Origin of the sequence: Fictibacillus macauensis ZFHKF-1 (assembly GCF_000269865.1) — a bacterium.
GTDB lineage: Bacteria > Bacillota > Bacilli > Bacillales > Fictibacillaceae > Fictibacillus_C > Fictibacillus_C macauensis.
Map to the genome: position 1 here is coordinate 119,903 of NZ_AKKV01000030.1, position 15,699 is coordinate 135,601.

The 15,699-nt window shown below is 39.1% G+C and carries 18 protein-coding genes; 6 read left to right on the plus strand and 12 right to left on the minus strand.

Going from position 1 to position 15,699, the window contains the following annotated elements; translation table 11 throughout:
* Position 1: 1 nt before the first annotated feature.
* From A374_RS13785 to A374_RS13795, 3 genes are all read right to left on the minus strand, one after another.
* Positions 2-1,063: an SDR family oxidoreductase gene (locus A374_RS13785; RefSeq protein WP_007202839.1), complete on the minus strand. Its 1,062-nt coding sequence runs from the start codon at positions 1,061-1,063 to the stop codon at positions 2-4.
* A gap of 22 nt (positions 1,064-1,085) precedes the next feature.
* Positions 1,086-1,565 carry a DinB family protein gene (locus tag A374_RS13790; protein ID WP_007202840.1) on the minus strand — a complete coding sequence of 160 codons (480 nt, stop codon included), beginning with the start codon at positions 1,563-1,565 and terminating at the stop codon, positions 1,086-1,088.
* Between the two features lie 196 nt (positions 1,566-1,761).
* Positions 1,762-3,108, minus strand: a complete 1,347-nt coding sequence (locus A374_RS13795; RefSeq protein ID WP_007202841.1) for an FAD-binding oxidoreductase — start codon at positions 3,106-3,108, stop codon at positions 1,762-1,764.
* Between the two features lie 177 nt (positions 3,109-3,285).
* Between A374_RS13795 and cidR the strand changes: the two genes are divergently transcribed.
* The 3 genes from cidR (at position 3,286) to A374_RS13810 (ending at position 5,358) form a co-directional block, all read left to right on the plus strand.
* Entirely contained in the window at positions 3,286-4,170 is an 885-nt protein-coding gene (gene cidR, locus A374_RS13800; protein WP_007202842.1) for a cidABC operon transcriptional activator CidR, read from the plus strand.
* A 280-nt stretch (positions 4,171-4,450) separates the two neighbouring features.
* Complete coding sequence (locus A374_RS13805) at positions 4,451-4,987, plus strand: acyl-CoA thioesterase (protein ID WP_156793225.1); 537 nt, start codon at positions 4,451-4,453, stop codon at positions 4,985-4,987.
* Positions 4,984-5,358 carry a hypothetical protein gene (locus A374_RS13810; protein WP_007202844.1) on the plus strand — a complete coding sequence of 125 codons (375 nt, stop codon included), beginning with the start codon at positions 4,984-4,986 and terminating at the stop codon, positions 5,356-5,358. The genes A374_RS13805 and A374_RS13810 overlap by 4 nt, the downstream gene beginning before the upstream one ends.
* Before the next feature lie 255 nt (positions 5,359-5,613).
* Here the strand turns inward: A374_RS13810 and A374_RS13815 are convergent, their stop codons facing one another.
* The 4 genes from A374_RS13815 to A374_RS13830 form a co-directional block, all read right to left on the minus strand.
* Positions 5,614-5,844, minus strand: a complete 231-nt coding sequence (locus A374_RS13815) for an excisionase family DNA-binding protein (RefSeq protein ID WP_007202845.1) — start codon at positions 5,842-5,844, stop codon at positions 5,614-5,616.
* 24 nt (positions 5,845-5,868) lie between these two features.
* Positions 5,869-6,801, minus strand: a complete 933-nt coding sequence (locus A374_RS13820; RefSeq protein ID WP_007202846.1) for an aldo/keto reductase — start codon at positions 6,799-6,801, stop codon at positions 5,869-5,871.
* Between the two features lie 73 nt (positions 6,802-6,874).
* Positions 6,875-7,672, minus strand: coding sequence for a formate dehydrogenase accessory sulfurtransferase FdhD (gene fdhD / locus A374_RS13825; protein WP_007202847.1), 798 nt, complete (start codon positions 7,670-7,672; stop codon positions 6,875-6,877).
* 14 nt (positions 7,673-7,686) lie between these two features.
* On the minus strand, positions 7,687-10,044 hold the full coding sequence (locus tag A374_RS13830; RefSeq protein ID WP_007202848.1) for an FdhF/YdeP family oxidoreductase: 2,358 nt from the start codon (positions 10,042-10,044) through the stop codon (positions 7,687-7,689).
* A gap of 158 nt (positions 10,045-10,202) precedes the next feature.
* Between A374_RS13830 and crcB (A374_RS13835) the strand changes: the two genes are divergently transcribed.
* Together crcB (A374_RS13835) and crcB (A374_RS13840) are read left to right on the plus strand one after the other, a co-directional pair.
* Positions 10,203-10,595 (plus strand): fluoride efflux transporter CrcB, encoded by a 393-nt coding sequence (crcB, locus tag A374_RS13835; protein WP_007202849.1) that lies wholly within the window; start codon positions 10,203-10,205, stop codon positions 10,593-10,595.
* The gene (gene crcB / locus A374_RS13840) at positions 10,592-10,954 is read left to right on the plus strand and encodes a fluoride efflux transporter CrcB (protein WP_007202850.1); all 363 of its coding nucleotides are present in this window, start codon (positions 10,592-10,594) and stop codon (positions 10,952-10,954) included. Before crcB (A374_RS13835) ends, crcB (A374_RS13840) begins: the two co-directional genes overlap by 4 nt.
* A 56-nt stretch (positions 10,955-11,010) precedes the next feature.
* Here the strand turns inward: crcB (A374_RS13840) and A374_RS13845 are convergent, their stop codons facing one another.
* The 5 genes from A374_RS13845 to A374_RS13865 form a co-directional block, all read right to left on the minus strand.
* Positions 11,011-11,589: an undecaprenyl-diphosphatase gene (locus A374_RS13845; protein WP_007202851.1), complete on the minus strand. Its 579-nt coding sequence runs from the start codon at positions 11,587-11,589 to the stop codon at positions 11,011-11,013.
* Positions 11,590-11,717: 128 nt separating this feature from the next.
* On the minus strand, positions 11,718-12,893 hold the full coding sequence (locus A374_RS13850; protein WP_007202852.1) for a class I SAM-dependent rRNA methyltransferase: 1,176 nt from the start codon (positions 12,891-12,893) through the stop codon (positions 11,718-11,720).
* Positions 12,894-13,076: 183 nt separating this feature from the next.
* On the minus strand, positions 13,077-13,790 hold the full coding sequence (pssA, locus tag A374_RS13855; RefSeq protein WP_007202853.1) for a CDP-diacylglycerol--serine O-phosphatidyltransferase: 714 nt from the start codon (positions 13,788-13,790) through the stop codon (positions 13,077-13,079).
* A gap of 102 nt (positions 13,791-13,892) precedes the next feature.
* Complete coding sequence (locus A374_RS13860) at positions 13,893-14,312, minus strand: MarR family winged helix-turn-helix transcriptional regulator (RefSeq protein WP_007202854.1); 420 nt, start codon at positions 14,310-14,312, stop codon at positions 13,893-13,895.
* A 37-nt stretch (positions 14,313-14,349) separates the two neighbouring features.
* Positions 14,350-14,799, minus strand: coding sequence for a MarR family winged helix-turn-helix transcriptional regulator (locus A374_RS13865; protein ID WP_007202855.1), 450 nt, complete (start codon positions 14,797-14,799; stop codon positions 14,350-14,352).
* Between the two features lie 231 nt (positions 14,800-15,030).
* Between A374_RS13865 and A374_RS13870 the strand changes: the two genes are divergently transcribed.
* Positions 15,031-15,666: a biotin/lipoyl-containing protein gene (locus A374_RS13870; RefSeq protein WP_007202856.1), complete on the plus strand. Its 636-nt coding sequence runs from the start codon at positions 15,031-15,033 to the stop codon at positions 15,664-15,666.
* Positions 15,667-15,699: the final 33 nt, after the last annotated feature.

The following is a 15,699-nucleotide window of genomic DNA, read 5'->3' on the forward strand; positions in this document are numbered from 1 at the left end:
CCTATGTAACAGAAATCTCTTTATCTCGATCTTTTCGATGATGTTTATAGTACGCTACAATTTTCGGTGCATAGTCTTTGAAATCAGGACATGTTATGCCATATTTTTCTAAAATAGCAATTGCTCCCGAGGCATCGTATGTCGTCATGCATCCAAAATAGTGCAGCGCTTCTCGTTCTACTTTAAATAATTTTCGAATTGTTGCAAAGGATAATGCGCGTTCCATTATTGTAGAAGACATTGTCCAAGTTGGTTCTTTTCCGAGTAATTCTCGGCAAATGAGAAGATAAAAGTCTTTGCTTTTGTAAGGATTCGGATCTGTTAAATGAAATGCCCGTTGACTGGCTTCTGGAGCATGAGCAAGACATAAGGTAGCTTTAATGATATAGTCTTCTGGAACCGCGTTAAAAAACGCTTGTGATGTACCTATATAGGGAATCGGTAATGAGCGTACGCGATCAAGAAAACGCATAATAAAGTACGGACCATCAAACTTAACGGTTTCTCCCGTTTGTGAATGACCAACAACAATGCCTGGACGAATAATCGTATACGGCACATCGCTTAACGCAGAAACACGTTGCTCGGCAGCAAATTTCGTCGCTTCATAATGGTTTTTAAAGGATTGCCCTCGATCTAGCTCCTCCTCTAATATTAAGCCAGTGCGCTCTCCAGATACGTAAGCTGTGCTAAAAAACACGTAGCGTTCTAGGCGTGGAAGCGTACGTACTAGTTGATTTATATGTTCTGTTCCTATGACATTAACAGCTGTGGCTGCTTTTAGAGGGACCGCTAGATCATAAAGAGCAGCGAGGTGGAAGACATGCGTAACATGTTCTTGCATCCACACACGATGATGATCACTAAGATACAGATCCTCTACGGTAATATCACTGGCAAAAAGCGTTACATTCGAAAAGTGTTTCACTTTTTTTCGTGCTGTCTCTAGTTGCAATGGATGAACGAGTAAACCATAGTGATCCCATAAATTTTGTTCCATCATCGCCTCTACTAAACGAGAAGCGAGAAAGCCTGGATATCCTGTTATTAAACATGCTCTCATCCGTCTTCACCGTCCTCGAAGTCTATGATCGTTCCTGACGCCGCTTTGGTTGCAGTGTGAAAAACGGAACATTCTCTTGTCCCGTCATACGAACGTACACAAACAATTGCCCCTTATGATGAATTTCATGATCCCTCATATTCTCAAGCCAAAGTCGACCCGAGGCCTCATAGCCAAATAGATCAATTTCTTTTTCTAAATGTTCAGGCTGCAAAGACTCAAAATCTTGTTTTGTTTGCTCTGTATAAGACTGAAGAATGCTACGAACGTCATTCATCGTCTCAAATTCAGGCGGTGCAGCTGGCGAAACAAAAACTCCAGCAAGCAGTGTTTTTAAGAACATATCTCCTGAGCTTCCGATATGAACGATTAGTTCACCGAGTGGCATTGCCCCTTCCCATGGCTTAAATCGTACGTGTGTTGATTCTGTTTCTTGCACTAAACGCTCAAGCACCACACGATGCTTTAACCAGCTATCCCTAAATTCTGAAATAATCGTCATCGTTTTACCTCCCGCATCACTTATTTCTGCGTATGTTAATACATTCGAGATGAACATACGAACACCTTTATAAAAAAATGAGTTCTCGGTAGTCAGAGGGAAACACTTGAAAATGAACGCTAGTCATCTATGAAAAAAGAACACGATCTGGCGGGCTTAAATCAGCTCGTCAAACAATGTTCTTTACTCGATCTTGTTAGGAAGAAAGAGACTGTGGAAAAGAAAATACATCATATGGATCGTACATGGCCTTTACTTTTTCTAAACGAGGAACATTACCACCAAAGTACGCGCGCTCTGGGTCACTTAATTCGCTATACGGAAAGTTCACATAAGATCCTGTTGTAATCCTGTCTAAATAAGGAAAGCGATTCTCCAACCATTTCACATTTACACTTTTGTATTCTTGATCTTCCCAAACCGACTGTAGTCCCATAATATAGTGAGCATCTCGATAAAAGAACGCTGTCTCTTCCGGTGCTACTTCAGCTACTTTACCCCCAAGTGCATAGAGAGATAACGCAGCGTAAACCGATCCTGGAGCACGTTGTCTAAGCAAAGAAATAATACTTTCAATTTCCCGCTTACTATACGTTCGATTTACAAAACGTCCTGTGGATTTGAATCGTTCATAAGGAGGATAAGCCGCTTCAACTTTTTGAATCGCTTCATAAAAAGGGAGTTCTTCCACGCGGATTTGAACGTTACCTCCTAATGATAAAGGCTCGACTAAACGTAGAGCTTCCTCTTTAGATCCATAAAAAAAGCCAGTCCCACCAAGACCATAACCACCATCTAGTGCATTATAAATACGACCCACCATCGTCATTCGTGAATCCATTGACGCAAGCCATTGTTGCCATGTATAAAAAAACTGCATTTGCAGCCGTTGCGTTAAGTTAGGCCCTTCCATTTGAATCAAGCTAATCTTGTTTACTTTGTTAGGAACCTTGTACGTTAAAGAAACGACAACACCAAAGTTCCCACCTCCCGCTCCGCGGCAAGCCCAAAAGAGCTCACTATTCTGCTTCTCATTTGCAACGAGAATTCTTCCTTTGTAATCTACCATCTCTAGCTCTACTAAAGAATCACAGCCTAAACCAAATTTACGGGAAGAAAGCCCCCAGCCCCCACCTAGCGTATAACCACTAACACCAACAGTCGGACACGTTCCTCCTGGAAATGGATAACCGCGGGATGAAACATATGCGTAAAGCTGTTCATTTTTTACACCTGCTTGTACTGTAATGTTCATTGAATCTCTAAAGGAAATCGCATTCATACGACTAATATCAATGACAAGTACCCCATCACCAATTGAAAAACCTTCGTAATGATGACCACCCGAACGAATTCTCAGGGGTACTTGTTGTTTGCGCGACCAAATAACAGCATTGCTAACATCTCGATTGTTTTCACAATACACAATTATTAGCGGAAACCGCTGAACCCCACGATTCCACTCCTGTCTAGCCGCTGTATAAAGAGGACTAAATCGCGTAATAATCTCCCCGGTTAATCCTTTTAAATCAAGGGTTTTCATTCTATGCATCCTTTTTTTAGATCTTGAGTAGAGCCACTACTGCTCCCTTCTATACTTTATGGACAAGATGACACTTTCGTGAGGGCGCTTGTGTTATGTCATTATTTTTCGTGTTACACTACAAAACATAAATGTATACACATATAAATCTACTAATGCTATGAAACAGGTGATCAGATGGATATTAAACAATTACAATACTTTATTGAAGTTGCTAAATACAATAGCTTTACAAGGGCGGCTGATGCCCTTTTTATTACACAGCCAACTATTAGCAAAATGATAAAAAACCTTGAGGAAGAGCTTGGTGTTACCCTGTTTGATCGTTCCCGAAAAGGATTAACATTAACAGATGCAGGACGTACAATATTTGAGCAAGCCAAACTCGTAGACAAGGCGTTTGCAAACTTAGAAATGGAGCTTGATAATCTACTTGGTTTAAAGAAAGGCCATATTCGAATCGGACTTCCTCCTATCTTCGACTCGCGTCTATTTCCTAAATTGATCGGTAGTTTTCATGAACGCTATCCGAATGTTACGTTTGAACTGTGGGAAGAAGGGTCTAAAAAAATTGAGGAAGAAGTAGCCAATCATCAGCTCGACCTTGGGGTAATTGTTCTACCAACTAACAATGCCACATTTCAATACTTTGCATTTATGGAGGAAGATCTTCGTCTAATTATTCATCCCGATCACCCACTTGCCTCTCGAGATGAAATTTCTTTATCAGAATTGTGCAATGAGTCTTTTATTTTATTTAACAAAGATTTTGTTCTTCATGATCGTATTATCTCTTCTTGTAACCAAGCTGGCTTTAACCCACATATTACCTCAGAAAGCTCTCAATGGGCTTTTATTGAAGAAATGGTCGTTTGTAAGCTCGGTGTCTCCCTTCTACCTGAGAGTATTTGCCGACATTTAACCGATAACGTTCGTTCTGTTAAAGTCGTAAATCCTTCCATTAGCTGGCATCTCGCTTTAATTTGGAATAAAAATCAATATTTATCTTTCGCCGCAAAAGAATGGCTTCGCTTTGCCCAAGAACAACTAAAAAAGCACTAATATATACCCGATGAGCTCGTCAAAGGACGGGCTCATCCTACTGAATTTACTCTAATATCTATTATGAAAGTTTGTATAAACTAGGACTAAAATCTATAAAAAGCTACTTTTAACATCTTTCCCACCTTTTATCTATGCTTGATAGACATATATGAAAGCATTTACATAGATAACATCTATGTAAACGATAAAAAATAGCCATTTTACTTCCTTAAACTGGTGGAGTAGACTTAATCACTGTAAAGAGCACAGGAAACTTTCACCAGAAAGGATGTTTATGTTGAACGCTAAAAAAACGAGCGAAAGCCGCATTATTAATACAGATCAAGTACTATCTTGTGATTTAAATAACTACAATACGTTATTCGGTGGTGTTTTAATGAAAAAGCTCGATGCAGCTGCTTCTTTATCTGCTCGCCGCCATGCACGAGTTAAAACATGCGTAACTGCTTCTACAGATTCTATTGACTTTCTACATCCGATCCATCAAACGGACTCAGTTTGTATCGAATCCTTTGTTTCCTATACCGGATCTAGTTCAATGGAAATTTTCTGTAAAGTAATTGCCGAAGATATTCTTACTGGAAATCGTCGCATCGCTGCCACAGCCTTCTTAACATTTGTGGCACTTGGCGAAGATAAACGCCCTGTGAGCGTTCCAGCTGTTGAACCTGAAACAGAAGAAGAAAGATTTCTATTCGAGACAGCGAAAGGTCGTGCTGATATGCGAAAAATCCGTCGAACGCACAGCAAAGAATTAGCCGAAGTCATCTCGCTAAGAAAACCATGGCAAGCTGAAGGGGGTGCTACCGCATGATTACATTAGGTAGTCACCAAGAACTAAAACAAGCAAAAGATGCGCTTGAATTGTTAGAAAAAGCGTGTCCGGATTTATATGAAAAATGGATTAGTATTATTCATCTAACACGTGCTCTGCACTTTAAATATCAATACATGGGAGCTTTACTAATGAATGAAGACACACGAAGGTATGCTCCCGAATTCGTTCAAGGATCGGTTATTAGATTATATAAGCGTGAGCTGCGCATTGTACAAGATCATGAAGAAATAGATGCTTTACACCAAATTCTACGCCGCTATCAACATGCCGGGGCAGCAAAACTTAGTTTGCTTGCACTTGGGTACACACCGGAATCACTCGTTGGTACGTCTAGTATTATTCACTAACCACTGGTCATCCTCGGGCTTATGGCTGTTTCCTTGTAAGTCGCAAAACTTTTGAAGGCATAGTTGCTTCTTAACCATACAAACGTTTGCCATACGTTGTATTCTCACAACCTTTGACTATGTTACTTTTACACTATAACAACTTTTCATAAGACGACGATGGCCAGACTATAACTACCTCATGCAACACTCATTCACCTCGCTAGACAATCTTCTAAAAAAAATAGCCCCTCGAATCTTACCGAGGGGCCATTATTAATCTTCGTCTTTTGCATCCCAATCTTCCGGAATCGGCTCATCTAAATACTCTTCCACTAGCCTTTTGTACTTTTCCATCTGCTCTAAATGAGTAGCAAACTGGTCTTTATTAATCATATATTCTTGTCCGTCATAAAAGGCACGGATTTTGTTTGTTTCAATAAGCTTTAAAATAAAAGCCGGTGGTAATTCAAGGTATTCTGCCGTTTCGTTTAATGTGAGATACATATGGTCACCTTTTCTGTCAAAATTCTATGAAAAAATACGATCAATCGCGTCTTTTTCCTCTGCTGTTAACTGTACATCTAATGTTTTCAAATTATTGCTCACTTGATCTGCTCGCTTTGCTCCAGGAATAATAGCATCAATTGCTGGTTGCGTTAAGTACCAAGCAAGAACAAGATGTGCAACCTCGGCATTTTTTTGCGTGGCAATACTTCGTAACTGCTCTACTTTCTCGAGATTGCGTTGAAATTGCGCTGGTTGGAAATACGGTAAATCTTTACGAAGATCTTTAAACTTCGCGTTTGCATCGTACTTACCTGCCAATAACCCAGAAGCGAGTGGGAAATACGGAACAAATGAAATGCCGTTCTCTTTCATATAAGGAAGCATCTCTTTTTCTACTTCACGTTGTAGCAAGTTGTATTCGCCTTGCACTACATCAACATATCCATCTTTATTGGCTTCTTTTAATTGCTCCATTGAAAAATTAGATACGCCAATGGCACGAATTTTACCCGCATCTTTCAATTCTTTTAGGGCGCCTACCGCTTCATCTTTCGGCGTCGCCTCATCTGGGAAGTGAATATAGTATAAATCAATATAATCTGTTTGTAATCTCTTTAAGCTATCTTCTACCGATTGCTTTAAAAAAGCCGGCGAATTATCAAATACAGTATCGCTACCGACAAAACGATGTGCACCTTTTGTTGCTAGTACCGCTTGTTGACGACTGCCTGTTTCTTTTAACACCTGACCAACAAGCTCTTCAGATCGTTCTGGACCATAAATAAATGCTGTATCTAAGAAGTTTACCCCAATTTCAAGAGCTCGGCGAACAAGCTCCTTCCCTGCTTCCTCATCTAGATCAGGATATAAATTGTGACCACCAACTGCATTCGTTCCTAATCCAATAGGATTAACAACTAAATCGGTTTTTCCAAGTCTCGTTTCTTTTGCCATGCCCTCATCTCCTTTAAATCATCATACTCTCTTTTATCGTAGCAAAGAGACTGAAATAAGGGAAAATTTACGCTCAATTTTCTCTCGACAAAGTTATAATTCGCTCTGGATGTGTGTAAATATTACAGCGAGCTTGGCGAATAAAGCCAACCGCTGTAATGCCAAGATCGTGCGCTAACTTTAAGGCAAGTGACGTTGGTGCCGATTTTGACAAGAGGATACCAATCCCCATTTTAGACACTTTCAATAAGACTTCAGAAGATATTCTTCCACTAAAGGCAATTACCTTTTCGCGAAATGGCAAGCTTTCACGTAAACAATGACCATAAATTTTATCAAGCGCATTATGACGTCCAATATCACTTCTCATTACTAGCATTTGCTCATGTGAGCACAAAGCCGCGTTGTGTAAACCGCCTGTTGAATGAAAGTCGTTTGATGCATGCTGCATCTCATCTATGAAAGTCAAGCAGCGCTCTATTAATAGCGCTTTACGAGATGAAACGGTTTTTGCAGTTTTTACATCTGATTGAAAGTAGAATTCTCGGCTCACACCGCAACAGGAGCCAATCCACCGTTTTGCGGTATTTTTTACGATGCGATCTTTTTGAAGCAATTCAACATATGCAAAGCCTCGCTCTTCATCGATCGTCAATTGCTTGATCTCTTGATAACGTCGAATCACCCCTTCTGAAGCAAGAAAGCCGACAACAAGATCCTCAAGATCATTGGGCGTACAAACCATCGTCGCGAATTCATCGCCATTGATCACGATTGTTAGCGCGTATTCAAGAGCCACTTCATCTTCTTTTTCTTGGAATTCTCCGTTTTCAAACCGAATCACCGCGTGCTTTTCTTTCACGTTGCCCATAGTTAGCTCCTTTCTTAGCTAATCTCTGTTTCTAAATCTTCCACTCTTTTTTCAACATAGCTTATATCTTTTCGCGCATTGAATTGTTCGGCTTTTTCAATATATACGCCTACATTAAAGCTTGGAATTCCAGCATATTTTTCATATACACCTTTTGGTAACAAAAAATTACCTTCTGGAAAATGTACTTCCAAGTTGCCCTTTGCGATATCAATAAAGCGCGCACGCCCTTGAAAGACGCCATGTTCATTATGAACAACAACTAACTCACCTTCTGCAATTGAAAGTTGCTGTGCATCCTGAGCATTCATAAGCACATCATACCGATCGGCTTGATTAAAAGGATCTTGCTCGTTATAGACCATTGAATTAAATTGCTTTCCTCTTCGCGTGGTGACATAAAACATTTCTTTCGTTTTCTTTAAATCAGGAATAGCAACAGCTATTAAATTTCCTTTGCCATCACTCGTCGGACATAGACCATCTTCACACAGCCACGCCCCTCCCCACTGAAACACATCCCCGCGTTCTTTTAAATGCTGAATGCCTTCATAATTCGAGTTTGCTTTCGCTATTTCTTCACGAATCGCTTGCCCGTCAGCAAAGTCTACTAAGTGAGCTAGATCTGGTTTTACGCGCTTCGCAAGATCTCTATAGATTTTCCATTCAGCACGCGCTTCTTTTACAGCTTGTGCATTCCCTTCTATAGGCGGCGAGTAGTACACCATACGTTCTGTTGACGTAGACGTTCCGCCACCTTCTTGTTCGTATCTTGTTTTTGCTGGTAAAACAATTACTGTTTCTTTCGCATCAACTAAGGTTGACGTATTAAATATAATATCTTGATGGACACGCAACTCTAATGAAGACAATGCTTTTTCAATGAATAGAGGGTCAGGCATCGTTTCAAGAAAATTGCCGCCTGATACATAGTACATTTTAATTTTTCGTTCATGATCGTCCGGAAGCATAATATTTTCTAATGATACGCCAAGCACGTCACCTTGCCATTTTGGCAACGTAAAACCCCATAATTTCTCAATTCGTTCAATGGAGGCAGGTTCAAAATCGCCACCTGGCAAAACAAATGGATCAGCCCCCATTTCTCCCGATCCTTGTACGCTTGAATGACCACGAATCGGCATAAGGCCACAATGCTTACGACCAAGAAATCCCCGCAAAAGTGCTAAATTCGCAACTTGCGAAATGTTATCAGAAGCAAAAGTATGCATCGTTAACCCTAATGACCAGACGAAAATGCCACTTTTACTTTTCGCTAATAGATCAGCAAGTTCGTACATACGCTCTTTTGCTACACCAGATGAAGCTTCAATTTGCTCCCATCTTTGCTGCTGCACATGGCGTTTTAGTTGCTCATAATTGTTTACATGTTGCGCAACAAAGGCATGATCAATCGCTTTGCCTCGTTCTTCTTTCTCCATCTCAAACCAATGCTTCATAATGCCGTGCATAAAAGCAATGTCTCCACCGATATTCACTTGATAAAAGTCATCTGCTAGCTTCGTACCAAATAAAGCCGATTCTGGAATGGACGGAATCCAATATTTCTCCATAGACGGCTCTCGATATGGATTAATACAAATAATTTTCGTCCCTTTTCGTTTTGCTGCATACATATATTTAGTTGAGACTGGCTGATTATTAGCAGCTGCTGATCCCCAGAAAACAATAACATCTGAACCGATCCAGTCACTATAATTACACGTTGAAGCACCTAATCCTATTGAGCGCTTTAGCGCTGTTTTTGAAGGAGAATGACAAATGCGAGAAGCGTTATCGATGTTATTCGTTCCCAGCAATCGCGCCACTTTTCCTGCTACATAATAAGACTCATTCGTAATGCCTCGTGATGTAAGAAAAAAAGCGGTTTGTTTAGGATGCAATGCTTTCATCTTCTGAGCAATCACATCCATTGCTTCATCCCATTGAATGCGAGAAAATCGGCGTTCACCTTTTCGACGGATGAGCGGATAAGGAATTCTTCCAAGCTTGCGAAGCTCCGCACTGGAATACTGTCTTAATTCATCAATATCCGCATGAACCATCTCTTCCTTCATTTCAGGCATCGTATTAAGACGAAGAATATTTAATCTCGTTGTACAAACGTGCGGTCCTGCTAACGTTTGATCGTACAAGCCCGATACACCTAACGCACAGCCGTCACATACACCTTGCGTGATAATACGTCTCGCATAATTTAAATTATCACGATTTTCCCAAATCACTTTCATCGTATCGCGAATGTGCCCAGACTTTACTTTTCCTAAGCCAAATGGAACGGGGCTTACCCAATGTTTGGGTGCCCATGATTTCGGAAGTTTTGCCGGGCCATCGTGTTTTGTCTCTCCCATCCGTCTCATCCTCCTTTAAAAATTGAACCGCTAAATGTAAGCGTATTCTTTTTTCTATTCTACCATAGACGTTCCTATGATTTTTGGAGAGAATAAGTTGTGCTATCATTAGAGATAAAAAATATCTACTGTACTAGGCTTAGAAAGGGATGAACTAAATGATTTACTTTTTAGTTGGAATCGGAGGGATCGTCGGAGCGCTTTTGCGATTTGTAAGTAGTCAGGCGTTTCCAACACTACTCTTCCCAACGGCTACTTTATTCATTAATCTCACCGGTTCCTTTATTCTCGCTTGGCTAACAACGTATGTAAGCAAGGTACATCTGCTGCCACCGGCTCTTGTTACTGCTCTTGGTACAGGATTAATTGGTGCCTTTACCACTTTCTCTACTTTTAGTGTTGAAACCGTCAAGCTCATTTCCTCTCACCATTATTTTATGGCTGCTATGTATCTTCTTTGTAGCTTATGGGGTGGCTTGCTTTGTTCTTGGCTAGGCTTTCGCTTTGGTCATTATTGCTATAGCAAATATACGGTAGGTGCAAAAGGATGAGTGCCTATATCCTTGTTGCGCTTGGTGGATTTTTTGGAGCGATTACGCGCTTTTCCCTTTCAACAATGATAAAAAGAATTTGGCCCATCACATTTCCATTGGCCACTTTCTTCATTAATAGTATTGGCTCTTTTTTATTAGGGTGGATTGTTGGTATACATGCTAACCTTCACATGCAATGGCTAGTCGGCACTGGATTTATGGGAGCATTCACTACGTTTTCAACATTTACGTTGGAAAGCATTCAGCTGATGCAACAGCGCAAATGGGGCGTACTGCTACTATATGTTGGAGGTAGCTATTCGGTAGGCATCCTATGTGCATTTCTCGGAATGGCTCTTTCTTCGACTTTTGCCTAAACGTTAGCGTAAACAAAAAAAGCTCCCCCTTTTTGCTTTTGGGGAGCTTTTCACGTTTACATGTTTTGATTTCTACGCTCACTTCGTTTTCCGAAAATAGAAAGATAAAGATCGATAATTTTTTGAATAGGCTTTTCAAACAGAAAGTCTAGTTTAGTAATAATCAATGCCAAGATTACTGATACGACAATACTTCCTAGTACATCAAATGGATAATGTAGACCTGCATATATTCTAGAAAAACCAGTAAGCACAGCTAACACAATAGCAAACGTCCCGATTTTCTTGCGGTAAGCAAACAAGATCAAGGCAATCGAAAAGGCCCCTGTCGTATGATCGCTCGGGAAGGAAGCATCTGCCGCATGGTCAATTAACGGCTTATAGCCTAACGTCACAAACGGTCTAGTCTCAAAGTAAATATGAGAAATCGCCACATTAATAACAATGCCAATAACACCGGTAATTCCCGCTAATAATGCCACTTTTTTCGTTTTCACATTGCCAAACACCCACATGAGCAATAAAATGAGCCCAAATAGATAGATGGCTTTATCAGTTATAAAAATCATGAGTTGATCTAACAAATCTGATTGACCGGCTAAGCCATGAATGTTCTTTAATAACGTTTCATTCATATCGTCTTAAAACCTACCTCTTTTAAGTAATGGTGTTCTCTTAACGTGATTAAACTCTAATTTTAAGGCACAATTCTTTTCATGACAAGTGACCAAAAAGAATCAATGATGACATTTTTATGAAATAACTAGATTTTTTTTACGATGACAACTTTTAGATAATTGCCCTCTTTATAGTTGTTGATCGTTTTAAAGTCTTCAGGAAGCGTATGCTCTTCCAAAACCTGATATTTAAAACCTTGGCGTTTAAACGCCTGGTCAATGAAGCCTTTAAACTTCTTCATTGAAAACGTACTACAGTTGGAGGATGCGACAATGACGCCACCTTGTTCTGTAATGGCAATCGCTTCTGTGAGTAACGCTGTGTAGTCTTTTGCAGCACTAAACGTATGCTTTTTTGAACGAGCAAAGCTTGGTGGATCTAAAATCACAAGATCAAAAAGAAGTTGCTTACGAACGGCATATTTGAAATAGTGAAACACATCTTCAACAATGATTTCTTGTGAAGCAGGATCGATTCCGTTAATACTAAATTGTTCTTCCGTTTTACTACGACTGCGATTGGCTAAGTCAACACTTGTTGTTTTCTTAGCGCCACCTAGCGCAGCGGCAACAGAAAAAGCACCTGTATAGGAGAACGTATTTAGCACGCGTTTGTTAGCCGCATACTTGTCCCGAATCGCTTTACGAACATGACGCTGATCTAAAAAAATACCAACCATGGCACTTTCATTAAGATAGGTTGCAAAAAACATGCCATTTTCTTGGACGATGAGCGGAAACTGCGCGCGTTCACCTTCTACAAAATCATCATCTTCAATATATGAACCCTTTTCAGCAAAGCGTTTTTTTTCATAAATCCCTTTGGCTGTTGTGACTTTACGAAATGCCTCTAATACCTCTTCTTTAAAATCATAAATTCCTTCACTATACCAATTGAAAACATAGTAGCCATCAAAATAATCAATGGTCAGACCACCAATTCCGTCTCCTTCTCCATTAAAGACACGAAAAGCTGTTGTTAAGGAGTCATTAAATAAAGAAGTCCGCTGTTCCAATGCTTGCTTTAATTTTTCACGAAAAAACGAAACATTAATTGTCTCTTTTTCATTAGATGTTAAGAGCCAACCCATTCCTTTATTTTGTTGACCAACATACCCTTTCCCTACAAACTTCCCACGCTGATCGATCAGTTTCAAAAGCGTTCCTTCTTGTAATCCTTTACCGCCATTGATCATAAGATCGGCCGTTAGCAGTGGGCTAACAGGGGCTGTCTTCACCGTAACGATGGTTTCTTTTCTCATACATTCACCCAATCTATCGTTTCATATACTATTCATACTCATTCTGTCATTATAATACGTAACCTCAAAGAAAGCATCACAATGCCAAAAATCACTTCACAACTACAAGACTTCAGTACTCATGCTTTCCCTCAAATAAAAAAGGATTCATCATGATAACACAAATGATGAATCCTTTAACATCTAATCCTTATTGCCCCGTTTCCACCGTGGAAGTTTCGGTTCTTTCACGCGAATAAAACGGAAGATCATAAATAAAATATAAATCGCTAATGCGACATAAAAGAAGATTGGCACTCGTTCAAATTTCGCTTTTGATACAAGATAAAACATATAAAACAAAAACAACGTAACGATTACACCGTTCTTTGGCATACGGATGCTTTTAAAGCTTGGAATCTTAATGGTACTAACCATTAAAAGTGCTAAACCGTAAAAAGCAATAATAAAAATCCAAAGTGGAATTACTTTCACGAATAGCACAAGAAAGGTAACGACTGCCCCTGCTAATGTAATCGGTATGCCTGTGAAATGATTCATTGACTCTTCTTTCGGTGTCATATTAAATCGAGCAAGCCGATAAGCACCGAAGACAGGAAAGAGTCCTGCCATAACAACTCCTGTAATATAATCCAATCCTGAGAAGTATGTATGAGCAGCTAAGAAAGCAGGTGCAACACCAAACGATACAACATCTGCAAGTGAATCCAATTCCTTGCCCATTTCATTTGCAACTCCAAGTAAACGAGCTGCACGACCGTCGATTGCATCAAGCATAATGGCAATAAAAATTAATATGGTGGCGTTTTTACTATCGCCATGAATAATATAACCGATGGAAAAGAAACCACAATACAAATTTCCAAGCGTGAGAAGATTTGGTATATGCTTTTTCATTGAACACGTCCTTTATAGAGAGACTATACTCTTCTATAGTAAAGCATTTCACTAAAATTCTAAATGGTTTTCTTTTAGAAAAATGAGAAAGCCTCTTCTATTCTAAAGATTGATTTTGTGAATTAACGAAATGAACGTTTCAATCTCACCTATTGTCATTTTGCTTAATTTCTCCTCATAAAATTCATGCAAAACTTTATCCATATTTACGGCTAATTCTTCGCCTTTTGGGGTAATAGATAAATAAACAATTCGACGATCCTCTGCACTGTTTTTTCTTATTACTAAACCACGATTAATAAGCTTATCACTCGTTACCGATATATGGCTATTTGTTACCTGCAGATGATCAGCAATTTCCGAAATCATTAAATCGCCATGACAATGTAATTCATTTAAAGCAGCATACTCATTTAGTGGAATGTATTCCTTCAACATAGGAAGAAAACATGCCCGAATCTTTCGTATTTGGTTTTTATAATCCGATACTAAGGTTTGTATAAGCACTTCTCTCTTACTCATCTTTCTCTCCTTACGTGTTTGAAAATGAAAGAGCATTTTACACTTTTGCTTTAATTCCAGCTTCAATTTTTTTTAATAGACGGATGTACTCATCTTGCTCTTCTGTTGTTAATGTCGAAATCATTTCTGCCCAAAACAAATTTCGTTTCTCTAATATAGAAGAAATTAATCCTGTTCCGATTTCTGTTAAACGAATCCAAACAACACGGCGATCCTTTTCATCGCGAACACGACGAATGAGTTCTTCTCCTTCTAATTGGTTTAATAAGGTGGTCGTTGCACCAGATGTTAAACTCATCTTTTGCGAAAGATCAGCAACCATACAATCTTGTTGTTGAAACAATGTTTTTAAAACAGCGTATTTTGTTGGAGTTAAGTTATATGGAATATCTTTAATTTGATCTTCGATAAAGGCGCGTCTTAAATAAAAAAAGGTATCTTTAATTTGATCGAGCTTTTCAATTTGTTCATGTACACGACGATCCATCCCTGTCATCTCCTTCAGTTTTCAACCATTTCACTGGAAACATTATACTACTACAACTTTAAAAGTGTTTTTTATTGTACGTTAGTAATGTTTGTGGTAAAGTTGTTACTTAGAATATACCTTTATCATAAAGTATCTTTCATAAAAAGTAAAACTTTCACAAAGGTATCATTATAAAAAGTTATCTGTTCCTTACAGTTAACTTTATTAATAATTAAGGAGGGCAACCAAATGAGTAGAGGTCGTTTAATTTTGACCAATATCATCGCACTATTAGTAGTTATCTTATTAATTGGAGGAGGAGCTTACTACTACGTGCAAAGCAGCGACTATGTCAAAACTGACAACGCAAAAGTTTCTGCTGATCTTAACACTATTACCGCTCCAGCAGCAGGTAAAATTACAGGTTTATCAGCTGAGGAAGGGAAAGAAGTTTCCAAAAGCGATAAAATTGCAACACTAGAAGGTGAAAAGAAAGTATCTATTTCTGCACCAGCTTCAGGAACAATTATTAAGAAGCAAGTCAACAACGGACAAATGGTACAAGCTGGACAAACCATTGCTCACGTTGTAGATATGAAAGAACTTTACGTTATTGCTAACGTTAAAGAAGATGAATTGAAAGATCTTGAATCAGGCGATTCTGTTGACGTAACAGTTGATGGAGATGACGGTTCTACATTAGATGGAAAAATCGAAGAAATCGGTTATGCAACAAACTCACTATTCTCACTTATGCCAAAATCAAGTGATGATGGTAACTATACAAAAGTAACACAAACAGTACCAGTTAAAATTTCTATTAAAAATCCTTCAGACAAAGTTAAACCAGGTATGAATGCTGAAGTTAAAATTTCTAAAGACTAATGCAAAATTTAAGGACTACTTTTCCAGGAAAGG